The following is a 21,723-nucleotide window of genomic DNA, read 5'->3' on the forward strand; positions in this document are numbered from 1 at the left end:
AATGGACACATGATCAATTTGCCGCTCATCAACCACCGCGTGGGCAGGGCTGCGGTGACCTGCGAGTACCGCTGCGGTGACGCGTGTTTCCACGACGTCCCCAACACCTCGGACAACGCCTACTTCGGTGATCTGATCAGCCGCCGCACCGCGCTCAAGGCCGGTGCGGTGGTCGCGGCAACGGCAGCGCTTCCCAGCGCGACAGCGGCGGCCGCGCCGACAGCAGTCAGAGGCCTCGGCTTCAAGCCGGTCGAGGTCAACACCAAGGACGAGGTCGTCGTCCCCGAGGGCTACCGCCAGGGGATCGTGATCCGCTGGGGCGACCCGCTCTTCCCCGGCGTCCCCGAGTTCGACTTCGACCACCAGACCGCCGCGAAGCAGGAGAAGCAGTTCGGCTTCAACTGCGACTTCGCCGCGATCCTGCCGCTGGACCCGTTGGAGCTCACGGGCCTCATGGTCACCAACCACGAGTACACCAGCGAGAAGTTCATGTTCCGCGGCTACGACGCGAACAACCCGACCGAGGAGCAGGTGAAGATCGCCTGGGCCGCGCACGGCCTCTCGATCTTCATGATCAGGCGGTCGATGTTCTCCGGCCACTACCGGCCGCGCTTCAGCCGGTACAACCGCCGGATCACGCTGAACACGCCGTTCGAGGTGCGCGGTCCGGTGGCGGGCAGCGACCTGCTCAGGACCTCCGCGGACCCGACCGGCAGGAAGGTCCTCGGCACGATCAACAACTGCTCCGGCGGCGTCACGCCGTGGGGCACGATCCTGTCCGGCGAGGAGAACTTCAACCAGTACTTCGCCAACGCCGCCGGCCGCAACGACCCGCGCCTCACCCGCTACGGCGTCACCGGCACGGCCACCACGCGCAAGTGGGAGCGGTTCGACAAGCGCTGGGACCTCGCGCAGGAACCCAACGAGGTCAACAGGTTCGGCTGGATCGTCGAGATCGACCCGTGGGACCCCGACTCCACCCCGGTCAAGCACACCCACCTCGGCCGGTTCAAGCACGAGACCGCGAACGTGCGCATCGCCGAGGACGGCCGCGTGGTCGCGTACTCCGGGGACGACGAGCGGTTCGAGTACATCTACAAGTTCATCTCGAACGGCAAGGTCAAGCACGGCAACAGCAAGGCGGCCCGCCGCCACAACATGACGTTGCTCGACGACGGCACGCTCTACGTCGCGCGGTTCTCCGGCGACAGCCCGGCGAGCGAGATCGACGGCACCGGAAAGCTGCCCAGCGACGGCAGGTTCGACGGCACCGGCGAGTGGATCCCGTTGGCCAGCGGCGACAAGTCGTTCGTGCCGGGCATGACCGCCGAAGAGGTCTACGTCTTCACGCGCATCGCCGCGGACAAGGCCGGTGCGACCAAAATGGACCGTCCCGAGGACATCCAGGCGCACCCGCGCACCGGCGTCGTCTACTGCGCGCTCACCAACAACGTCGAGCGCGGCGTCACGCCCGGCAAGGAAGGCGCGACCGAGCCGAACCCCAGGCACAACAACAGGCACGGCCAGGTGCTGGAGCTGACCGAACGCCGCGGCGACGCGCTCGCGCTGACGTTCAGCTGGAACCTCTTCCTGGTGTGCGGTTTCCCCGACGACCCGAACACCTACTTCGGCGGCTACGACAAGTCGCAGGTCAGCCCCATCTCCAGCCCGGACAACCTGGCGTTCGACCCGCACGGCAACCTGTGGATCTCCACCGACGCCGACGGCAAGCTGAACGGTCTCAACGACGGCCTGTACGGCGTGCCGCTGGAGGGACCGGAACGCGGGCACCTGAAGCTGTTCCTGACGGTGCCGCGCGGTGCCGAGACGTGCGGTCCGGTCGTCGGCGAGCGGGTGATCACGGTCTGCGTGCAGCACCCCGGCGAAGTGGACGGGGCGAGTGCGGACAAGCCGGCCTCGCACTGGCCGGACGGGGGCACCTCGCAACCCAGGCCGGCGGTGGTGGCGGTGTGGCGGGAAGGCCGCCGTCAACTGGGTGAAATCGGTTGATCACAGGGCGTGCCCCGATCGTTCGGATGCAGGACGTGTTCGCCTGCCGTTCATCCTGTGGACGGCTGGCGATCTAGTTCGGCTCTTAGGTTCGGCCAGTTCCCACACTGACCGATCTCGGAGGCCTGCGTGTCTTCATCCACCGATCGGGGCCGCCGCCTGCTGCCCCTGCTCCCGACGAACCACCCGCTCGGGCGCGCGGCGATCACGTGCCAGTACCGCTGCAACAACGCGTGCAGCCACGACGCCCCGAACACCTCGGACAACGCCTACTTCGGCGATGTCGTGCGCGAGGTCGTCAACCGGCGCGGCATGCTCAAGGCCGGCGCCGTGCTCGCGGTCGCCGGTGCGGGTGCGGCCGCCTTCGCCGGCACGGCCGCGGCGGCGCCCGTCGGGGTGGACCTGGGCGTCGACGTGGACGTCCGGCACCGGCCCGGCCACGGCCGGCCGAACGGCACGGACTTCGAGCCGGTGAAGCCGAACAAGGAAGACCGGCTCATCACGGCCAAGGGCTACGAGCAGCAGGTCGTGATCCGCTGGGGCGACCCGGTTCTCCCCGGCGCACCCGCGTTCGACTTCGACAAGCAGACCGCGGCCGCGCAGGCCAAGCAGTTCGGTTACAACAACGACTACTGCGGCCTCATCGAGATCGACGGCGCCTGCGACCGCTGGTTCATGGGCTCGAACCACGAGTACACCACCGAACCGTTCCTCTTCAAGGGCTATGACGCGGCCAACCCGACCGAGGAGCAGGTCAAGATCGCGTGGGCGGCGCACGGCTTCTCCGTGGTCGTCGTGGAGCGCGAGCGCAAGGGCTCGCTCAAGCCGGTCATCGACCGCCGGTACAACCGCCGCATCACCGTCACCACGCAGTTCGAGTTCGACGGCCCGGCGGCGGGCAGCAAGTACCTGAAGACCTCCGCGGACCCGAGCGGTCGCAAGCCCGTCGGCATGTTCGGCAACTGCTCCGGTGGCGTCACCCCGTGGGGCACCTACCTCACCTGCGAAGAGAACTTCAACGGCTACTTCGGCAACGGCGACCTCGTCACCGACCCGGTGGCGAAGGCGCGCAACGCCCGTTACGGCCTCACCGGCAAGGCGTCCGAGCGCAAGTGGGAGCGGTTCGACAAGCGCTTCGACCTCGCGCAGGAGCCGAACGAGGGCAACCGCTTCGGCTGGGTCATCGAGATCGACCCGCACGAGCCGAACTCCGCGCCGGTCAAGCACACCGCGCTCGGCCGGTTCAAGCACGAGGCCGCCAACATCCGGGTCGCGCACGACGGCCGGGTCGTCGTCTACATGGGTGACGACGAGCGCTTCGACTACATCTACAAGTTCGTCTCGAAGAACAAGATCGTGCACGGCAACAGCCGTCGTGCCCGTCAGCAGAACAAGAAGCTGCTCACCGAGGGCACGCTTTACGTCGCGAAGTTCACCGGCAACAGCCCGGTGAGCGAGATCGACGGCAGCGGCAAGCTGCCCCTGGACGGTCAGTTCGACGGCAAGGGCGAGTGGATTCCGCTGGTGTCGGGCGACAAGTCCCTGGTCGAGGGGTTCACCGCCGAGGAGGTCTACGTCTTCACCCGTCTCGCGGCCGACAAGGTCGGCGCGACGAAGATGGACCGCCCGGAGGACATCGAGCCGAACCCGAAGACGGGCCGCGTCTACGCCGCGCTGACCAACAACAGCCGTCGTGGTGCCGCCGGGCAGCCCGCGGTCGACGAGATCAACCCGCGCATCAACAACAAGCACGGCCACGTCCTCGAGTGGGAGGAGGCGCGCAACGACGCGACGGCGACGACCTTCGCGTGGCGCCTGCTCCTGGTCTGCGGTGACCCGAACTCGCCGGACACCTACTTCGGCGGTTACGACAAGACCCAGGTCAGCCCGATCACCTGCCCGGACAACCTGGCGTTCGACTCGTACGGCAACCTGTGGATCGCCTCGGACAGCCTCTACGCCCTCAACATCAACGACGGCCTGTACGTCGTTCCGCTGGAGGGCGAGGAACGCGGGCACGTCAAGGCGTTCCTCTCCGTTCCGCTCGGTGCGGAGACGTGCGGCCCGGTGATCCAGGACCGGTTCGTGCTCGTGTCCGTGCAGCACCCCGGTGAGCTCGACGGCGCGAGCGCGGACAAGCCCGCGTCGCACTGGCCGGACGGCGGTACCTCGCAGCCTCGGCCTGCCGTCGTCTGCGTGTGGAAGTCCGACCACGGCCGCATCGGCAGCTGACCTGCCGTGTGGCTCGGCTCACCCTCCTGATGTGAACCGGTGCGGCCATCCGTCCGTGTGATGGGTGGCTGCACCGCGGACAGCCGACGGGAACGTCCACAACGGCTGTCTACTTTGGAGTGAGCTGTGAAGCGCGTTGGTCTTTTCGTTGGTAGTGCTGCTCTTCTGGGTCTCGCCGCGTGCGGCACCACCGGCGGCACCGCAACACCCACCCCGGTGGCGCAGACTTCGCCGGACGCCCCGGTCGCGGCCGCCGTCCAGGTCCCGGCCGGCCAGAAGCTCGTCGGCAAGTACCGGGCCACCGGCGTTCAGACGTACACCTGCACGGCGAACGCGTGGAAGAGCCTGGAGCCCGCCGCGACGCTGGTCGACAAGGACGGCAAGCCGATCATCCTGCACTCCCGCGGCCCGGTCTGGGTGTCCACTGTGGATGGCAGCGCGGTGGAGGCGACCCCGGTCGACGGCGCGAAGAACGACGTCAAGGGCGCCGTTCCCGAGCTCCTGCTGAAGGTCAAGACCGTGCGCGGTGACGGCCTGCTCGGCAAGGTCAGCTACGTGCAGCGCCTCGCGACCGACGGCGGCGTCGCCCCGTCCGGCGGCTGCACGGCCGGTGCCCAGGTCTCCGTGCCCTACCAGGCTCTCTACACCTTCTTCTCCCCGGCGTCCTGACGCACCGCACTCGCCGTATCACTCCGCGAAGTCGTTTGAACCGGCGTGGCCGTCGGCCCGTAGGCCCTGATGGCTGCACCGCTCAAACGAGAGACACGTCGCACTGTCTACTTTGGAGTGAGTAATGAAGCGTGCCGGTCTTGTCCTGGTTTCCGCAACTCTGCTCGGCATCGCCGTGGGAGGTACCGGTTCCACCGCGGCGCCGACGCCGGAGGCGATGGACACCGCAGAGGCGAAGGTCGCCTCCGCGGTTCAGGTTCCACCTGGCAACAAGCTCGTCGCGAAGTTCTACGCCAAGGGCGTGCAGACCTACACCTGCACGGCGAACGCGTGGAAGAGCCTGGAGCCCGCCGCGACCCTGGCGGACCGGCTCGGCCGGGCGGTCGCCCTGCACACCCGCGGTCCGATCTGGGTCTCCACCGTCGACGGCAGCGCGGTCGAGGCGGCTCCGGTCGACGGCGCCCGCAACGACGTTGCCGGCGCGGTGCCCGAGTTGCTGCTGAAGGCGAAGTCGACCAGGGGCGACGGGGTGTTCGCCAAGGTCAGCTACGTGCAGCGCCTCTCCACCAGGGGCGGCGTCGCACCGGCGGGCGGATGCCAGGAAGGCGCCCAGACCTCCGTGCGCTACGAGGCCGTCTACACCTTCTCCGCCCCGGCGTCCTGAGCCAGCGCGACCACCGCTGCCGTGACCATCGTGACGCCGACGACCCAGAGCCCGGTCTTCTGGGTCCCGGTGAGGTCGCGCAGCCACCCGGTGACGTAGGGCGCGACGAAGCCGCTCACGTTGCCCAGTGAGTTGATCAACGCGATCCCGCCCGCCGCGGCCGTGCCGCCCAGGAAGCTCGTGGGCAGCGCCCAGAACGTGGGCAGCGCGGCGCAGACACCGATGGCGCAGACCGAGACGGCGACCATCGCGGCGACGGGGTTCTCGAGGTACAGCGCGACGGGGATGGCCGCTCCGCCGAGCAACACGGGCGCGGCGACGTGCCACTTCCGTTCCCCGGTGCGGTCGCCGTGCCTGGCCCACAGGATCATGGCGACCGCACCGAGGACGTACGGGATGGCGTTGATCAGCCCGCGCTCGACGATGTCGGCCCGCGGCGCCAGCCCCTTGATGATCGTCGGCAGGAAGAACCCCAGCGTGTACAACCCGTACACGATCCCGAAGTACACGAAGCTCAACGCCAGGACCCGCGGGTGCGTCAGCGCCTTCTTGAGCGGCCAGTGCTCCTTCTTCGGCTCCTCGACCGCCTCGGCGGGCCGGTCCGGCAGCCAGAACCACGTCACGAACGCCAGCGCGATCGCCGGCAGCCCCTCGATCAGGAACATCGTGCGCCAGTCGGTCCACTGGATCAGCAACCCGCTGACCGTCGACCCGAGCGCCGTGGAGACCGGCACCGCCACCATGAACAGCGCGACGATCCGCGCCCTGTCCTTCTCCGGGAACCAGTACGTCAGGTAGAGGATGATCCCGGGGAAGAACCCGGCCTCCGCCACGCCGAGCAGGAACCGCAGCACGACCAGCACGGTCCCGTTGGGCACGAACGCCATGGCCGAGGCGACGATCCCCCAGCTGATCATGATCCGGGCGATCCACCGGCGCGCCCCGAACCGGTGCAGCGCCAGGTTGCTGGGCACCTCGAGGATCAGGTAGCCGATGAAGAACACCCCGGACGCGAACCCGAACACGGTCGCCGAGAGCTTGAGCTCCTCCGACATCCCGTTGGGCCCGGCGAACCCGATGTTGACCCGGTCGAGGTAGTTGACGAAGTAGAGCAGGCACAGATACGGCAGGATCAACTTCCTGGGCACGTTACGGTTCCCCCATGAGTGATCGTCCGGTCGCCCTCGTCACCGGGGCATCCAGCGGAATCGGCTCGGCCATCGCCCGCAGTCTGGCCCCGACCCACGACCTCCTGCTAGGCGGACGCGACGAAACGTCCCTGTCCCTGCTGGCAGCGGAACTGCCCGGCGCCACCGCCTGGCCGTTCGACCTCACGAACGCGGCCGCCGCCGACCTCGGCCCGTTGCAGCGCCTGGACGTGCTCGTGCACAGCGCGGGCATCGCCCTGCTCGGCCCCCTCGGTGACGCCACTCAGGACGACTGGCGCAGGACGTTCGAGGTGAACGTCTTCGCCGTCGCCGAGCTGACCAACCTGGTGCTGCCGCAGCTCAGGGCGGCCGGCGGGCACGTGGTACTGATCAACTCGGGCGCGGGCCGCAACGCCAACCCGGGCTGGGGCGTCTACGCGGCCTCGAAGTTCGCCCTGCGCGCCTACGCCGACGCCCTGCGCGGCGACGAGCCGTCGCTGCGGGTGACGTCGGTGTACCCCGGCCGGACCGCGACGCCGATGCAGGAGGACGTGCGCCGCCAGGAGGGCGGCGACTACGACGCCACGCAGTACCTGGACCCGGCCTCGGTGGGACGCGCGGTGGCGTCGGCCGTGCTGGCGACGCCCGACGCCCACATCACCGAACTGATCGTGCGGCCTCGGCCGCGGTGACTCAGGCCGTGCGCAGCCGCCGCGCCACGGCCGTCACCGCTGCCTGAACCTCGTGCCGGTCGACCCGCGTGGACTCCCCGCCGGCCACGACGTGGTCACCGGCCACCCAGACGTCGGTGACCCGTCGCGACCCGGACCCCCACACCAGGTTCGCCAGCAGCTGCGAGTCCGGCGCGTCCAACCCGGTCGCGAACGCCGGGTCGTCCGCGGCGATGTGCACGACGTCGCCCCAGCGCCCGGTTTCCAGTGCCCCGATGTCGGAGCGTCCCAGCGCGTCGGCCCCGCCCCGCGTGGCCATCAGCAACGCCTGCGCCGCACCGAGCACGGTCGCGTCCATCTTCGACACCCGCGCGAACAGCCCGGCGAGCCTCGCCTCCTCGAACACGTCGAGGTCGTCGTTGGACGCCGGACCGTCCGTGCCCAGCCCGACGGCGACACCCGCGGCCAGCATCTCCGGCACCCGCGCGATGCCGGAGGCGAGCTTCGCGTTCGACCCGGGACAGTGCGCCACACCGACACCGAACGACGCGTACAGCGCGATGTCGTCGTCGGACAGGTGCACGGAGTGAGCGGACAGCACCCGCCCGCCCAGCACGTCCGAAGCCTTCAGCAACGCCGGCACCGACCCGTACTCGGCACGCTGCGCCTCGTCCTCGAACGGCGACTCGGCCACGTGCACCATCAGCAACGCGCCGCGCGTCCGTGCCTCGACGGCCACCGCGGTCAGCTGAGCGGGCGACAGCGTGTAGGCGGAGTGCGGGCCGTACGCCAGCTCGATCCGCCCACCCGGCCCGAAGACGCGACCGTCGGCGTCGATCCACGCGGAGATCGAGTCGGTCAACGACCGCCAGTCCATGCCCGGCACGTCGAGGATCGCGCCGCCGAACACCACGCGTGACCCGGCGGCCAGCACGGAGGACACCAGCTCAGGCCCGTGGAAGTACATCTCGGCGGACGTCGTGACGCCGTGCCGCAGCATCTCCACGGCGCCGAGCAGCATGCCCGTGCCGACGTCCGCGGCGGTCATCCGCGCCTCGTTCGGCCACATGGCCTCCTGCAGCCACCGCAGCAGCGGCAGGTCCGAACCCAGGCCGCGCAGCACGGTCATCGGGCTGTGCGCGTGGGTGTTCACCAGGCCGGGCAGCAGGATTCCGGACAGGTGCCGGACCTCGCCGTCGAACGCGGGTGCGGACGTGGACGGCCCCACATGGGTGATTCGGCCGTCGACGACGTCCACGACCGCGTCGCGCAGCACGGAGCAGGACGGGTCGCAGGGCAGGACCACCGGGGCGTGGAGGCGCAGTGACATGCGGAGAATCCTGCCATTGTGATGCCAGTCACAAACATGCATAGGTCCGTCGCGGATGGGAATCCTGTCGCCGTCGGGAGCGGACCGACCCCCAGGGTCCGCCCCCGGCCGCTGACCTTCCTCCATCCAAGGGGCCCGTCGAGCACGACCCGGCGGGCCTTTTGTGCACCCGCAGGCAACCGGAAGGCAACCTGAACGACGGGGACGACGTCACATGATCATGTCGAAGAAGCCGTGCACGTCCAGTGGAGACTTCCGGCGCGCGCAGAAGCCCGCCACCCCCAAGCCGCCGACGCGGCGCTGAGTTGGCATGATCACACCCGCACGGGTACGGGCGTGATCATGCGGAGGCATCAGTGGCCGACATCGACCCTCAGAACGACGACCAGTTCAGCGATGTCGAGATGACGCAGGAGTTCGAAGTCATCCGGGACGAGAACTGAGCTAGACCAAAGGCAGTTCGGCGCGGACCGTCCACCCGGTCGGTTCGCGTCGGCCCGCGGAGAACGTGCCGCCCAGCAGTTCGACGCGCTCGCGCATGCCCACGAGCCCGTAACCTCCCGAGCCGCCGACGGGAACGCCGGACGCGACACCGTCGTCCGCCACGAACAGCCGCAGCACACCGTCGCCGGAGGACAGTGCGACGTCCACTGAGGACACCGAGGCCGCGTGCTTCTGGGTGTTCGTCAACGATTCCTGCACCAGCCGCAGCACCGACCGGGCCAGCTCCTGCGGCACCGCGTCGTGCAGCTCCACCGAGAGGTGCACGGGCAGACCTGACTCGCTGACCAGTTCGCGCACGTCGTCCACCAGCGACGAGGACGCGGCCGGTCCGGCGGAGGTGCCGTCCCGCATGGTCCCCACCAGTCGCCGCATCGCCGTCAGCGCCTCGGTGCCGGACGCGGCGATGGACGGCAGCACGTCGATCTCGCGGTTCAGCTGACCTGCCTGGGCGTGCACGACGATCGCCGTCACGTAGTGCGCGACGACGTCGTGCAACTCCCGCGCCAACGCCATCCGTTCCGCGTTCTGGGCCGCCGCAACGGAAGCCGCCAGCTGGGACGCGCGTTCCGCGTCACGGGCCCGGAAGTACAGTCCGGTGCCGACGGCCAGCACGAGCGTGATGGCCGCGCCGACCAGGTAGGACGTGGCGTCCGGTTGCCATTCGCGGTACTCGACGGCTGCGACGACCGGCCAGCCGAGCACCTCCGCGCTGATCACCGCAGCGACGATCAGCGCGGTGCCACCGATCGCGCGCAGCCTCGACGACTCCCGCACGAGGATCGCGATGGTCGCCATCGCGGCGCCGGTGATCGAGATGGTGACACCGCTGACGAAGAAGTGCGGTTCGAACGCGACACCGAGAAACCGCAGGTAGAGCGCCGCGCACACGATGGCGAACGCCAGTGCCAGCGCGGCGTCGAACGGTCGGCGCGGTGCCAGCACCGAGATCGCGCAGATGACCACCACACCGGGGATCTGCCACCAGCCGAGCGCGGTGCGGATCGACCCGGTCTCGGCGAGGACGATGCCGGTGAGCGAGAGCGCCAGCGGCCACTGGCGTTTGGCGAGCAACCGCCAGCTCAGATCCGTGCTCTCCACCCGACACACAGTAAAGCCGGAAGTCCGACCCCGCGTCCGACCTGGGGCTAACCCGGCATCAGCCAGAAGGCTGAGTGAGCGACCTGCGGAAATACCCTCACGGCGGATGCCGGATCACGCGCCGGTCACGGACTCTGGGATGGCAGTCGGGGAAACGGAGGACGACATGTTGTCAGTTGTGTTCACTTGGGCCGCCGCGGTGGTCGGCCTGTTGGTCCTGGCTCTCATGGCCCTGTCGGGCGTGATGGTCGACTCTCACCGGTAAGAAGGCGAACGACCAGCGTGTGATGGGGAAGTCAGACGCTGGTCAGGGAATGGTGCTGGCGGAGCAGTTCCGCCAGCCTGCTGGTCGGTTGAGGACGGGTCTCGTCCAGCGCGGCGGTGAACCGGGCCGGTGCACCGGTGCGGGCGCGAGCGGCGGCGGCCGGGTCCAGGCGGAACGAGGGCCTGGCCGCGGAAGGACGTTGGCGGGAGCGCAGCCACGCGAGGCGGTGCAGGGCTTCCGCGTGGTGGTCCGTGATGGTGACGGACGCCTTGTCGAACGAGTGCAGCACTGCCGCGTTCAGGTGAACGGTGGCGAAGTCCCGCCACAGCGTGCGTTCGGACGTCGTGTCCAAACCCAACGCGTCGGCGACTTCGCGCGCCACGCCGTACGCGCCTTCCTCGGCCAGTGACCGCGTGCCGATCTCGGCGCCGACGAACCACGAGTTGAACGGCGCCGCGGGGTAGTTCACGCCGCCGATCGACAGCCGCATGTTCGCGATGACCGGGACCGCGTGCCAGCGCAGGCCCATCTCGCCGAACCACGGCAGCGTCGGGTGCTCCAGCGGCACCTCGTGCACGATCTCGGACGGCAGCGTGAAGAGCCGCGGTCCCTCGTGCTGCGTCTCCACCACCAACGGCAGCAGGTCGAACCGCGACCGCCGGGCCGGTGGCCGCCATCCCATGCCCTGCATGGTTTCCGTGAACTGGGTGTAGCGACGGTCCCCCATTCCGTCGGCGTACCCGGCGTACCGGACCAGCTGCTCGTTCCAGATCACCGGGCCGGGCGACCCCGGCGCGTCCGGTGCGAAAACCGTGACCAGCGGCCGGATCTCACCGCCGTTGGTCGCGAGTCGCAGGTGTTCGACGCATTCGCCCGCCACGGCGGCGGCGTTGCGGTAGCCGCGCAGATCGCGGACTTTCAGGCGCCGCCACGGAACACCCGAGGTGCACCAACCGGAATCTCGCAACGCGATCCGCGCGCCGTACGCGAGCTCGTTGGTGGTGTGGCGGTAGGTTCCGGTCTCGGCGATCTCGGCGCGCACCTGGGCGATGCGGGCGGAGAGCGAGCCTGCGTCGGAGTGCGCCGCGTGGAACATGCGGATGAACTCCTCCGCGACGGGGAGGACGTCGGGGGTCACGGAGCGGAAACCTAAGGCCGGAACGGCTTCACGCGTCACTGCCACTCGGGGCATTTCGGGTGATCAACACCCGCCACCCAATTGGGTGAGAGTTAGACCCGTAGTGGCCGAACCCCCTGCTTGAGGCCTCGATCAGGTGAGGTCGTTCCGCTTGAACATCAGATCGTGGGACACGCGGCCCTCGTTCACGGCACGCTGCTCGAACTTCGTGACGGGCCGCCAGTCCGGACGCGGTGCCCAGCCGTCGTACAGGTTGGTCAGCAACCGCTCACCGGAACACACTTCGAGCATCTGCTCCGCGTAGTGCTCCCAGTCCGTCGCGAGGTGCAGCACGCCACCCGGCTCCAACCGGGACGCGAGCAGCGCCACGAAATCCGGCTGCACGAGCCGGCGCTTGTGGTGCTTCTTCTTCGGCCACGGGTCCGGGAAGAAGATCCGCACGCCGTGCAACGACGCGGGCGCCACGTGGTCGGTCAGGAGATCGACGGCGTCACCGCGCAGCACCCGCAGGTTGTCGAGCCCGCCGAGGTGCTCGGCGCGCAGCAGCAGCTGGGCGAGACCCGGCTTGTAGACCTCGACGGCCACGTAGTTGAGCTCGGGCGCGGCGGCCACGAGCTGCGAGGTGGTCTCGCCCATGCCCGAACCGATCTCCAGCAGCACGGGCGCGGACCGGCCGAACCACGACGTGAAGTCCAGCGGGCCCTCGGGCAACGACTTCACGTCGTTGCCCATCTTCTCCCAGTACGTGTCCCAGGCACGCTCCTGTCCCACGGTCATGCGCTCGCCGCGCTGCACGAAGCTGACAATGGAACGGTGGAACTCAGGCCTGGTCACGACCCGACAGTCTAGGCAATCAGTTCGATGTCCTCGATTTGGTCACGCAGCTCGTCCACGGTGAAGTCGATGGGCTGCGGCCTGCCGGGTCCGCGGTGGGCGGGCACCAGGTGGATCCAGCCCCGGTGCGAGTCGGTGAACTGCACGGTCGTCGGCGTCGCCGGACCGTAGACACCGCTCTCGGAGGGCACGTACTCCCAGTAACCGACCTCGCCGAGGTCGACCCACGGCACGTAGACCCAACCAGGACGGGACGACAGCAGTTCGGTCACCGCGTCCTCGATCGCGTGACCTTCGGCACGAGAAGAGAGTTTTCCGCGATCCAATGCGCGCAGCCACCACGGTGCGGGCGCGTTGCCCACCGCTTTCACGGCGCGATAAGTCGCGAGAACCTGCTTTTCGTTCGCCTTGTTGACCCAGGAACGACGAGCTTCCGCCGGTGCGCCGGCCAGATCAGGGGAGTTCGGAACTTCGAGCGCATCAGACCACTCGAGGCTGAGCATTGCTTCGACACGGACCGCCACAGGCCACCTCCGGCACGGGGATGACCCAATTGAACGGGATTTCAAACGCCTGTGTTGTCCTGAAAGGGGTGTTTCACGGCTTGTTAACAGCGAACTTACGCAACGTGTGACCCCGGGCACGTTGCGCTGCGGGGTGGAAACACGATGTAGGTGACGTGCCTCTGCTCCCAGCGCTCGCTGTCGTGCTGCCGTTGCTGCTCGCCGCGCAGACGATCGAGGAGCAGGAGTGGCATCTCAACGCGCTGGACATCTACTCGGCGCAGGACCAGTCGCGCGGTGACGGGGTGGTCGTCGCGGTGATCGACTCCGGAGTGGACGCCAAGCACCCCGACCTCGCCGGACGGGTCTTACCCGGCACGGGCTTCGGCAGCTCCAAGGGCACCGACGGCACCACCGACACCGACGGGCACGGCACCGGGATGGCCGCGATCATCGCCGCCATCGGCCGCAACGGCGGAGCGCTCGGCATCGCGCCCGCCGCGAAGATCCTCCCGATCGCGAGCGCCGAGAAGGAGCAGTTCTCGCTCGACGTCGTCGCGGAGAGCATCAGGTGGGCCGCCGACCACGGGGCCAAGGTCATCAACATGTCGCTGGGCTTCTCCAGCTCGATGACGCCGACGCTCGTGAAGGCCGTGAACTACGCGATCGACAAGGACGTCGTGCTCGTCGCCGCGACCGGCAACGACGGCAAGGAGGTCTCCGCGCCGGCCAACATCGGCGGGGTGATCGCGGTCGCGGGCACGAACCGCGAGGGCAAGCCGTGGAAGTCGTCCAACGTCGGCGCGGACACGGTGCTCGCGGCGCCGGCGGAAGGCATCGTCACGGCCGCGCCGGAAAGCGTCTACGCGAGCGGTTACGCCGAAATGGACGGAACGAGCGCGGCGTCGGCCATCGTGTCCGGTGTCGCCGCGCTGGTGCGTGCCAAGCATCCGGACATGGCCGCCAAGGACGTCGTCAACACGTTGATCAGGACGGCGAAGGACATGGCGGAACCCGGCCGGGACGCCACGACCGGGTTCGGCATGGTCAACCCGATGGGCGCGCTCACCGCGCAGTTCCCGCCGGTGGAGCGGAACCCGTTGCTGCCGCCGCCGAAGCCCTCGACCGCGCCACCGACTCCGACGCTCGCCGCGCAACGTCCCGTGCAGCCGGTCGCCGTCATGAAGGACCGGCTGCCGTTCGTGGCCGGAGTCGCGGGCGGAACCGCGCTGATGACGGCGTTGCTGATCGCGCTGCCCGCCATCAGGTCACGGCGGCCCAAACCCGTCGTCAGTGCGCGTGATACTCCACCGACTCCTTGGTGAGCTGCATGAAGGCCTCCTCCAGCGAACCGCGCTGAGGGTTGAGCTCGTGCAGCACGATCTGGTTCTCCGCCGCGATCTCACCGATCTGCGACGCCGGAATCCCGTGCACCACAAGGGCTCCGTCGACGGCGTCCTCGGTGACCGTCGCGTGTGCCGCGAGGATCTCGCGCAGTTTCACGGCCTGGGGTGACCGCACCCGCACGTGGTCCTGGGTGGCGTCGCTGATGAACTGCTCGGTGGTGGTCTGCGCGATCAGCTGACCCTTGCCGATGACGATGAGGTCCTGGGCGGTCTGCGCCATCTCCGAGAGCAGGTGGCTCGACACGAACACCGTGCGGCCCTCGTCCGCGAGCCGGTGCATGAACTGGCGGATCCAGAGGATGCCCTCGGGGTCCAGGCCGTTGACGGGTTCGTCGAACAGCAGCACCTCGGGGTCGCCGAGCAACGCGCCCGCGATGCCGAGCCGCTGCGCCATGCCGAGCGAGAAGCCGCCCGCCCTCTTGTTCGCCACCTCGGTGAGGCCGACGATCGCCAGCACCTCGTCGACCCGGCTGACCGGGATCTTGTTGGAGACGGCCATCCACTTCAGGTGCGAGCGCGCGGAACGGTTGGGGTGCACCCACTTCGCGTCGAGCAACGCGCCGACCTTGCGCAGCGGGTGCTTGAGCTCGGTGTAGTACTTGCCGTCGATCGTGACGTCCCCGCCGGTGGGGGTGTCGAGGCCGAGGATCATCCGCATGGTGGTGGACTTCCCGGCGCCGTTCGGTCCGAGAAAGCCCGTGACGCGGCCGGGTTTGACGACGAACGACAGGTCGTCGACCGCCTTCGTGCTGCCGTAGTGCTTGCGCAACCGCACTGCCTGGATCATCGACTCTCCCGTTGGCTCGAAAGAACTGGCCGGGCCGTGGGACGTCCCCCGATGACGTCCCACGGCCCGCTCCCCCTCACTCGGAACCGGTCACGCGTCCCGACGCTTGGCGACGACCAGCGCGACCACCAGCAGCGCGACCGCGATGCCGGCGAAGTAGCCGAGCGATCCCCAGTGGCTCAGCTTGAAGACGACACCACCGGCGGCCTCACCGTCCGCCCCGGCGGGGCTGTCCGAGGCCAGGAAGTGGTCGGAGTTCATGAACGGCAACCAGGCCTGGATCTTGACGCCCACCTTGGGGATGAGCCCGACCAGGTTCTCCGCGAGCATCGACCAGACCAGCAGGATCGCCACGGCGCCCGCGGTCTGCCGGACCAGGATGCCGACGGCGATCGCGAGGATCGCGCCGATCGCGAACGTCAGGCCGACGCCGGCGACGGCCCGCCACTCCGCACCGGTGTTGATCGCGAGGTCCGCGCTCGGCTTGATCACCTTCGCGATCGCCCACGAGCCGAACGCGGCGATCTCCCCGATCACGCCCGCGACCAGCGCGACCACGACGGTCTTGGCGACGAGCGCCGACGTGCGCCCCGGTACCGCGAGGAACGTCGCCCGGATCGTGCTGAAGCGGTACTCCGTGGTGACCGCGAGCGCGCCGAGCACCAGCACGACGACGAGCGCGAGCCGGGTGCCCGCCTGCGTGAGGCCGACGCCGACCTGGTCCGCGTTGGCCGCGAGGAGTGCGGCGAACCCGACCGACATGGCGATCGCGAGTGCCGTGCACCAGTACGGCGAGCGGGTCGAGAAGAGCTTGATTCTCTCAACTGCCAACAGGGTCATCGCCACTCACTTCCCGATCTCTGCGTGGTACTCGACAGCATCGCCGGTCAGCTGCATGAACGCCTCTTCGAGCGAGCCGCGCTGCGGGCTCAGTTCGTGCAGGACGACACCGTTCGCTGCGGCGATGTCCCCGATCTGGTCACTCGTCGCACCCGATACGGACAATGCCCCGTCCGCGCCGTCACGAACCGTGAAACCTTTGTCGACGAGCAACGGGCCGAGCTTGAACAGCTGCGGGCTGCGCACGAGCACGGAGTTGCCGGTCGAGCGGTCGATGAACTCCGACGTGCTGCTCTGCGAGATCAGCTTCCCCTTGCCGATCACCACGAGCTCGCTCGCCGTGAGCGCCATCTCGGACAGCAGGTGGCTCGACACCAGGACCGTGCGGCCCTCGGCGGCGAGGTTCTGCATGAACGTGCGGATCCAGAGGATGCCCTCGGGGTCCAGGCCGTTGACGGGCTCGTCGAACAGCAGCACCCGCGGGTCGCCCAGCAGTGCCGCGGCGATCCCCAGCCGCTGCGACATGCCGAGCGAGAACCCACCGGCCTTCTTGTTCGCGACCTGGGTGAGACCGACGGCCTCCAGCACCGCGTCCACCCGCCCCGCCGGCAGCCCGTTCGAGACCGCGAGCCACTTCAGGTGGGCCCGCGCCGACCGGTTGGGGTGCACCCACTTCGCGTCGAGCAGCGCCCCGACCGTCCGCAGTGGACGGTGCAGCTCGGTGTAGGGCTTCCCGTCGATCAGCACGCGGCCTGCCGTCGGACGGTCGAGCCCCAGGATCATCCGCATCGTGGTGGACTTGCCCGCGCCGTTGGGACCGAGGAACCCGGTCACCCGTCCAGGTTGGACGGTGAACGACAGGTCGTCGACCGCGACCGTCCTGCCGTATCTCTTGGTGAGGCCGATTGCCTCGATCATCAGCGTTCCCCTCTCGGTGTCGGGGACAACTCTCCTGCGCCGAGGGGGTCCGCCACATCGCCCGGCAGTCTGCGACCGCCGTCAACTTCAGTCGTCCGGTGCCCCTACCTCAGTCGTAGTTGAATGCTGCTCATGGGTTACACCGAAGCTCCAGACGGCTGGTGGCGCGAGTTCGTGCTGGCCACGCCCGCCCGCACCGGCAAACTCGCCGTCACCCGCAAGGACGGCTCGCCGCACGTCGCCCCGGTGTGGGTGGACCTGGACGGCCCGGACGTCGTCTTCCTGACCTCCCGCGACACGATCAAGGGCAGGTCGATCCTGCGCGACGGCCGCGTGGCCCTGTGCTTCGACGACGAGGCCCCGCCCTTCAGCTTCGTGACCATCACCGGCCAGGCCCAGGTCGACGAGGACCCGGAGCAGCTGAAGTACTGGGCGGGGCGCACCGCCGCTCGTTACATGGGCGCCGACCGCGCCGACGAGTTCGCCGAGCGCAACGGCGTACCCGGTGAGATGGTCGTCCGGGTCAAGGTCGACAAGGTCGTCGCCAAGGTGAACGTCTCCGACTAGGGCGTTAGACCTCGATGGTGGCGAGCGGGTCCACGTTGTTGTTGCGCGCGTACCCGTTCTCCACCCCGACGAGCAGTTCCACCACCTCGAAGTAGTCGTCCCAGAACGGCGAGTCCCGCAACGCCTCCACGAGCTGCTGGTACGCCTCGTGGTCGCGTGCCTCCCACACCCAGATGTCGGTCACCCGCGCCGAGTAGAACTCCGTGTCGTAGAAGCGGGACCGCACGCCCTCCGTCCTCTCCTCGATGGCGGGCAGCACCTGGGTCTCCAGCACCTCCATCCGCTGGGCCAGGGTCAGGTCCAGCCACTTCCTGGTGGTCTTGACGAGCATGAACGCGGTCAGGTCAGCCTCGAAGGTTGTCATGACCGCAACGCTAGAAACACACGACCCTTGCTCGCCACGCAACTTCGGCAAGGCACAGTTGCGTACCATGCAAAGGTGTCTGACCAGCTCGACCTGAACCTGCTGCGGGTCTTCGACGCCCTGATGCAGGACGGCAGCGTCACCGCGGCGGCCGAGCGGCTGCACCTGTCGATCCCGGCGACGAGCAGGGCGCTCGCCCGGTTGCGCCGCGCCATGAACGACCCGATCCTCGTGCGCGCCGGCCGGGGTCTCGCGCCCACGCCGTTCGCGCTGCGGGCGGCCCCGAGGGTGCGCTCGCTGCTGGAAGAGGCGTCGGCGCTGGTCAACGACGAAGAGCTCGACGTTGCGCAGTTGCGCCGCACGTTCACCGTTCGCGTCGGCGACGGGGTGGTGACGCCGCTGGTCAGGGCGGTGGCCGAAGCGGCGCCGCACGTGGTGCTGCGGTTCGTGGCCGAGGGTGACGAGAGCGTGGGGCCGCTCAGGGACGGCACGGTCGACCTGGACCTCGGCGCCGGGGCGGACCTCGACGCCGACATCAGGTCCGAGGTGCTTTTCACGGAACGGATGGTCGGCGTTGTGCGCGTCGACCACCCGATGAAGAAGGCCACGCTCGCACAGCTTTGCAAGTACCCGCACGTCAGCGTCTCGCGGCGCGGCCGCACGCACGGGCCGTTGGACGTGGCGTTGCAAGCGCGAGGCCTGCAACGCCACGTCGGCGCGGTCGTCCCGTTCTACGCGGCCGCGGCAGCGCTGGTCGGGGCGACTGACTACATCGGACTGATCCCGCAGCGTCTGGCGGAAGAGCACCATCGGACGCTGCGGTGGTTCCCGATCGACGCCGATCTGCCGGAAATCGACGTGCGCATGCACTGGCACGCGCGCCTCGACGCCGATCCTGCCCAGCGCTGGTTGCGGGACGTGGTCAGAAAAAACGCGAAAGCGCTTGCGCCGCACCGTCTTCCAGCACGGTCGCGGTGACCTCGTCGGCGGCCGCCTGCACGGTCGCCGGTGCCTGACCCATCGCGATGCCGCACGCCGCCCACCGCAGCATCTCCACGTCGTTGGACCCGTCGCCGATCGCGAGCGTGTCGTCGGAGCTGATGCCCAGCGACACCCGCAGCTGCTCCAGCGCCGACCCCTTCGTCACGTCCGGAGGCACGGCCGTCAGCCACGGCTCGGTGTGGTCGACGGACCACGAGACGCCCGGCAGTTCCAGCTCGCGCACCGCGAACGCCAGCTCGGCGGGCGTGCGGTCGTGCCAGCGCATGACCAGCCGGGGCGTCGGCGTGGCCGCGATCTCGTCGAACGTCGCGTCCGTGGTCACGCCCCACAGGTCGTTCGGCAGGAACCGGCCGAGCGAGAGGTTGCCGACGCCGGTCTGCTCGACCGCGAACACCGCACCGGGCAGCAGCGCCTGCAGGGTCTTGATCGTCGGACCGGGGTCGAACGTCGTGCGCCTGGTGATCTCGTCCCGCGCCGGGTGCCACCACACGGCGCCGTTGGAGCACAGCGCGAGCGACACGGGCACCTGCGGGGCGACCGGGGTCGTGCCGATCAGGCTGCGGCCGGTGCAGAGCACGACGTGCGTGCCGTGTTCGGCGGCGCGCGTGACGGCCGCTTTCACGGCGGGTGAGATGTCGTTCGAGCCGACGTGGGTGAGGGTGCCGTCGATGTCCAACGCGACCAGGCGCGGTCTCCAGTTCACGTGACACCACCCTAGGCGAAGGTTAGTGAATTGTGGTTCACTAATTGGGTGGCACGGCCTCGAACCATCTCCGACGAGCGGATCCTCAGTGCGACCGCGACGGTCATCGACCGGCGCGGACCGGAGTTCACGGTCGCGGACGTGGCGGCGGAGGCCGGGGTGTCGGTCGGAGCTGTGGCGAAGCGGTTCGGGTCGAAGAGCGGCCTGCTGCAGGCGCTGACCCGAGCGGGCAGCGAGGAGGTCACGCGCCGGATGCGCGCGGCCGGCTCGGTGCGCGAGGCGTTGCTGACCTGGTTCGACCGGCTGGCCGATCCGGCGGTCGCGACGAACAACCTCGCGCAGCTCGGCGTCGATCTCATCGATCCCGAACTGAGGGCGTTGCTGGCCAGGCACTACGCGGTCCTGGAGGCGGAGCTGGAGGTCCTGTGCGCGGCCGAGGGGCTGCCGCCGAACGCGGCTCGCGTGCTGGCCGCGCTGGTGTACGGGACCGCGATGGACTGGTCGATCAGGCCGCGGGGAGAACTGCTGGCACGCATGGAGGAAGACATCGACCTGGTGTTGAAGGGGATGCGCTGATGGCTACCTGGGCACAGTTCGCGGCGGAGGAGCCCGACCTGGCCGCGTTCACGCAGGGCCGGTTCGCGGCGGACCGGCACGCGTTGATCGCGACGCTGCGCAAGGACGGCTCACCGCGGATCAGCGGCGTGGAGCCGGACTTCTCGCGCGGCGAGCTGTGGGTCGGCATGATGCTCGACTCGCTGAAGTCGCGCGACCTGCGCCGCGACCCGCGCTTTTCGTTGCACTGCAACACGACCACGGCCTCGATGACCGCGGCGGGTGACGCGAAGATCAGCGGGACGGCCGAGTTCTGGACCGACAAGGACGACTACCTCAAGGACCTGTACGAGCGCACCGGGTGGATGCCCGAGGGCGGCGAGCTCGACCTGTTCCGGCTGAACGTCACCGAGGTCGTGTCGCTCACCGTCGAGGGCGACGAGATGGTCGTCTTCTCCTGGCACGAGGGAAGGGGAACTCGGCGTGTCACCAAGAAGTGAGCCGGATCTGAGCGGCAAGGTCGCCGTCGTCACGGGCGGCACGCGCGGTGCGGGCCGGGCGATCGCGGTCGAGCTCGGCGCGGCCGGTGCGACCGTGTTCGTCGGCGGCCGGACCACGCGGGAACAGCAGTCCGAGGTGGGCCGTGCCGAGACGATCGAGGAAACCGCCGAGCTGGTGGACGCGGCCGGCGGCAAGGGAGTCGCGGTCCGGTGCGACTTCACCGATCCGTCCGATGTGGACGCTTTTGCCGCGCGCATCGACCGGCTCGACGTCCTCGTCGACAACGCGTGGGGCGGCGAGAGCCTCGTCGAGTGGGGCAGGTTCTGGGAGCACGACCTCGACCGGCAGCTGCACATGTGGCGCAACGGCGTCGAGACGCACCTCGTCACGTTGCACAGGCTGATGCCGATCCTGATCCGCTCCGACGACGGCCTCGTGGTCGAGGTGACCGACGGCGAGGACGGCGAGGCGTACTTCGTGAACCTCACCTACGACGCCGTGAAGAACTCCGTGCGGCGGTTCGGCGAGGTGCTCGCGAAGGACCTCGAGGACTTCCCGAACGTGACGGCCGTGGCCGCCACGCCGGGTTTCCTGCGGTCCGAGCAGATGCTGGAGACGTTCGGCGTCACCGAGGAGAACTGGCGGGACGCGGTCGAGAAGGTGCCGGACTACGCGTTGTCCGAGACGCCGCACTACCTCGGCCGCGGGCTGGCGCACCTCGCCGCAGACCCGGACCGCCGCAGGTTCGCCGGGCAGTGCCTGTCGTCGTGGCGGCTCAAGCGGGAGTACGGGTTCACCGACCTCGACGGCTCGCAGCCGGACTGGGGCCGCTGGTGGGACGACGTGGTGAAGCCGAGGATCGCGGGCACGGTCGTGGACGCGAACCCCGAGGACTACCGCTAGGCGTCACCGGAATCCTTGTACATCAACCCGCCCGCAGGCCAGCGCGACCTTTGTCGTGGATGAAGGGCGCCTTCCTCCACCTGAGGTCGATGAAGGCGCCCTTCATCCACG

The 21,723-nt window shown here is 69.1% G+C and carries 22 protein-coding genes; 11 read left to right on the forward strand and 11 right to left on the reverse strand.

Going from position 1 to position 21,723, the window contains the following annotated elements; translation table 11 throughout:
* Positions 1-9 precede the first annotated feature (9 nt).
* The 4 genes from ABZV40_RS29465 (at position 10) to ABZV40_RS29480 (ending at position 5,575) form a co-directional block, all read left to right on the forward strand.
* Positions 10-2,010: a PhoX family phosphatase gene (locus ABZV40_RS29465; protein WP_355448483.1), complete on the forward strand. Its 2,001-nt coding sequence runs from the start codon at positions 10-12 to the stop codon at positions 2,008-2,010.
* A gap of 129 nt (positions 2,011-2,139) precedes the next feature.
* A complete protein-coding gene (locus tag ABZV40_RS29470) occupies positions 2,140-4,242 on the forward strand; it encodes a PhoX family phosphatase (protein WP_355448484.1) in 2,103 nt (700 codons plus the stop codon).
* Between the two features lie 126 nt (positions 4,243-4,368).
* The gene (locus ABZV40_RS29475; protein WP_355448487.1) at positions 4,369-4,911 is read left to right on the forward strand and encodes a DUF3455 domain-containing protein; all 543 of its coding nucleotides are present in this window, start codon (positions 4,369-4,371) and stop codon (positions 4,909-4,911) included.
* 124 nt (positions 4,912-5,035) lie between these two features.
* On the forward strand, positions 5,036-5,575 hold the full coding sequence (locus tag ABZV40_RS29480) for a DUF3455 domain-containing protein (RefSeq protein WP_355448490.1): 540 nt from the start codon (positions 5,036-5,038) through the stop codon (positions 5,573-5,575).
* On the opposite strand, the gene ABZV40_RS29485 is transcribed toward ABZV40_RS29480, so the two are convergent.
* On the reverse strand, positions 5,548-6,723 hold the full coding sequence (locus ABZV40_RS29485; RefSeq protein WP_355448492.1) for an MFS transporter: 1,176 nt from the start codon (positions 6,721-6,723) through the stop codon (positions 5,548-5,550). The two genes, ABZV40_RS29480 and ABZV40_RS29485, sit on opposite strands and share 28 nt — an antisense overlap.
* A 14-nt stretch (positions 6,724-6,737) precedes the next feature.
* On the opposite strand from ABZV40_RS29485, the gene ABZV40_RS29490 reads away from it, so the two are divergent.
* On the forward strand, positions 6,738-7,415 hold the full coding sequence (locus ABZV40_RS29490; RefSeq protein ID WP_355448495.1) for an SDR family oxidoreductase: 678 nt from the start codon (positions 6,738-6,740) through the stop codon (positions 7,413-7,415).
* A gap of 1 nt (position 7,416) precedes the next feature.
* Here ABZV40_RS29490 and ABZV40_RS29495 read toward each other — a convergent pair whose 3' ends face one another.
* The 5 genes from ABZV40_RS29495 to ABZV40_RS29515 all read right to left on the reverse strand — a co-directional run bounded on the left by ABZV40_RS29495 (position 7,417) and on the right by ABZV40_RS29515 (position 13,087).
* A complete protein-coding gene (locus ABZV40_RS29495; RefSeq protein WP_355448498.1) occupies positions 7,417-8,724 on the reverse strand; it encodes an amidohydrolase in 1,308 nt (435 codons plus the stop codon).
* Positions 8,725-9,168: 444 nt separating this feature from the next.
* Positions 9,169-10,326 carry a histidine kinase gene (locus tag ABZV40_RS29500; RefSeq protein ID WP_355448501.1) on the reverse strand — a complete coding sequence of 386 codons (1,158 nt, stop codon included), beginning with the start codon at positions 10,324-10,326 and terminating at the stop codon, positions 9,169-9,171.
* 296 nt (positions 10,327-10,622) lie between these two features.
* Positions 10,623-11,729, reverse strand: coding sequence for a nitric oxide synthase oxygenase (locus ABZV40_RS29505; RefSeq protein ID WP_355448503.1), 1,107 nt, complete (start codon positions 11,727-11,729; stop codon positions 10,623-10,625).
* Between the two features lie 132 nt (positions 11,730-11,861).
* Complete coding sequence (gene trmB, locus ABZV40_RS29510) at positions 11,862-12,506, reverse strand: tRNA (guanosine(46)-N7)-methyltransferase TrmB (protein ID WP_355448552.1); 645 nt, start codon at positions 12,504-12,506, stop codon at positions 11,862-11,864.
* 68 nt (positions 12,507-12,574) lie between these two features.
* The gene (locus ABZV40_RS29515) at positions 12,575-13,087 is read right to left on the reverse strand and encodes a hypothetical protein (RefSeq protein ID WP_355448506.1); all 513 of its coding nucleotides are present in this window, start codon (positions 13,085-13,087) and stop codon (positions 12,575-12,577) included.
* Between the two features lie 155 nt (positions 13,088-13,242).
* Here ABZV40_RS29515 and mycP point away from each other — a divergent pair, with 155 nt between their 5' ends.
* The gene (gene mycP / locus ABZV40_RS29520) at positions 13,243-14,391 is read left to right on the forward strand and encodes a type VII secretion-associated serine protease mycosin (RefSeq protein WP_355448509.1); all 1,149 of its coding nucleotides are present in this window, start codon (positions 13,243-13,245) and stop codon (positions 14,389-14,391) included.
* Here mycP and ABZV40_RS29525 read toward each other — a convergent pair.
* The 3 genes from ABZV40_RS29525 to ABZV40_RS29535 form a co-directional block, all read right to left on the reverse strand.
* A complete protein-coding gene (locus tag ABZV40_RS29525) occupies positions 14,357-15,259 on the reverse strand; it encodes an ABC transporter ATP-binding protein (RefSeq protein WP_355448512.1) in 903 nt (300 codons plus the stop codon). The genes mycP and ABZV40_RS29525 overlap by 35 nt on opposite strands.
* Before the next feature lie 90 nt (positions 15,260-15,349).
* Entirely contained in the window at positions 15,350-16,099 is a 750-nt protein-coding gene (locus ABZV40_RS29530; protein ID WP_355448515.1) for a hypothetical protein, read from the reverse strand.
* 6 nt (positions 16,100-16,105) lie between these two features.
* Positions 16,106-17,017, reverse strand: coding sequence for an ATP-binding cassette domain-containing protein (locus ABZV40_RS29535; RefSeq protein ID WP_355448518.1), 912 nt, complete (start codon positions 17,015-17,017; stop codon positions 16,106-16,108).
* 132 nt (positions 17,018-17,149) lie between these two features.
* On the opposite strand from ABZV40_RS29535, the gene ABZV40_RS29540 reads away from it, so the two are divergent.
* Positions 17,150-17,584: a PPOX class F420-dependent oxidoreductase gene (locus ABZV40_RS29540; RefSeq protein WP_355448521.1), complete on the forward strand. Its 435-nt coding sequence runs from the start codon at positions 17,150-17,152 to the stop codon at positions 17,582-17,584.
* Between the two features lie 4 nt (positions 17,585-17,588).
* Here the strand turns inward: ABZV40_RS29540 and ABZV40_RS29545 are convergent, their stop codons facing one another.
* The gene (locus ABZV40_RS29545) at positions 17,589-17,948 is read right to left on the reverse strand and encodes a darcynin family protein (protein ID WP_355448523.1); all 360 of its coding nucleotides are present in this window, start codon (positions 17,946-17,948) and stop codon (positions 17,589-17,591) included.
* 75 nt (positions 17,949-18,023) lie between these two features.
* Between ABZV40_RS29545 and ABZV40_RS29550 the strand changes: the two genes are divergently transcribed.
* Positions 18,024-18,926, forward strand: a complete 903-nt coding sequence (locus ABZV40_RS29550; RefSeq protein ID WP_355448526.1) for a LysR family transcriptional regulator — start codon at positions 18,024-18,026, stop codon at positions 18,924-18,926.
* Here ABZV40_RS29550 and ABZV40_RS29555 read toward each other — a convergent pair.
* On the reverse strand, positions 18,871-19,653 hold the full coding sequence (locus ABZV40_RS29555; protein ID WP_355448529.1) for an HAD family hydrolase: 783 nt from the start codon (positions 19,651-19,653) through the stop codon (positions 18,871-18,873). The genes ABZV40_RS29550 and ABZV40_RS29555 overlap by 56 nt on opposite strands.
* A gap of 48 nt (positions 19,654-19,701) precedes the next feature.
* On the opposite strand from ABZV40_RS29555, the gene ABZV40_RS29560 reads away from it, so the two are divergent.
* Genes ABZV40_RS29560 through ABZV40_RS29570 form a run of 3 tightly spaced genes read left to right on the forward strand, consistent with a single transcriptional unit; the run spans position 19,702 to position 21,612 of the window.
* On the forward strand, positions 19,702-20,229 hold the full coding sequence (locus tag ABZV40_RS29560) for a TetR family transcriptional regulator (RefSeq protein WP_355448532.1): 528 nt from the start codon (positions 19,702-19,704) through the stop codon (positions 20,227-20,229).
* Entirely contained in the window at positions 20,229-20,708 is a 480-nt protein-coding gene (locus ABZV40_RS29565) for a pyridoxamine 5'-phosphate oxidase family protein (RefSeq protein WP_355448535.1), read from the forward strand. Before ABZV40_RS29560 ends, ABZV40_RS29565 begins: the two co-directional genes overlap by 1 nt.
* A complete protein-coding gene (locus ABZV40_RS29570) occupies positions 20,692-21,612 on the forward strand; it encodes an SDR family oxidoreductase (protein WP_355448538.1) in 921 nt (306 codons plus the stop codon). The genes ABZV40_RS29565 and ABZV40_RS29570 overlap by 17 nt, the downstream gene beginning before the upstream one ends.
* Positions 21,613-21,723: the final 111 nt, after the last annotated feature.

It is taken from the genome of Lentzea sp. NPDC004782 (assembly GCF_040609115.1).
GTDB lineage: Bacteria > Actinomycetota > Actinomycetes > Mycobacteriales > Pseudonocardiaceae > Lentzea.

Bases quoted from the DNA above. Each gene is read 5' to 3' on its own strand.
- ABZV40_RS29480 (WP_355448490.1), top strand. From the start codon at position 5,036: ATGAAGCGTGCCGGTCTTGTCCTGGTTTCCGCAACTCTGCTCGGCATC.
- ABZV40_RS29490 (WP_355448495.1), top strand. From the start codon at position 6,738: ATGAGTGATCGTCCGGTCGCCCTCGTCACCGGGGCATCCAGCGGAATC.
- ABZV40_RS29540 (WP_355448521.1), top strand. From the start codon at position 17,150: ATGGGTTACACCGAAGCTCCAGACGGCTGGTGGCGCGAGTTCGTGCTG.
- ABZV40_RS29530 (WP_355448515.1), bottom strand. From the start codon at position 16,099: ATGACCCTGTTGGCAGTTGAGAGAATCAAGCTCTTCTCGACCCGCTCG.
- ABZV40_RS29525 (WP_355448512.1), bottom strand. From the start codon at position 15,259: ATGATCCAGGCAGTGCGGTTGCGCAAGCACTACGGCAGCACGAAGGCG.
- ABZV40_RS29495 (WP_355448498.1), bottom strand. From the start codon at position 8,724: ATGTCACTGCGCCTCCACGCCCCGGTGGTCCTGCCCTGCGACCCGTCC.
- ABZV40_RS29535 (WP_355448518.1), bottom strand. From the start codon at position 17,017: ATGATCGAGGCAATCGGCCTCACCAAGAGATACGGCAGGACGGTCGCG.
- ABZV40_RS29545 (WP_355448523.1), bottom strand. From the start codon at position 17,948: ATGACAACCTTCGAGGCTGACCTGACCGCGTTCATGCTCGTCAAGACC.
- ABZV40_RS29465 (WP_355448483.1), top strand. From the start codon at position 10: ATGATCAATTTGCCGCTCATCAACCACCGCGTGGGCAGGGCTGCGGTG.
- ABZV40_RS29565 (WP_355448535.1), top strand. From the start codon at position 20,229: ATGGCTACCTGGGCACAGTTCGCGGCGGAGGAGCCCGACCTGGCCGCG.
- trmB (WP_355448552.1), bottom strand. From the start codon at position 12,506: ATGACCGTGGGACAGGAGCGTGCCTGGGACACGTACTGGGAGAAGATG.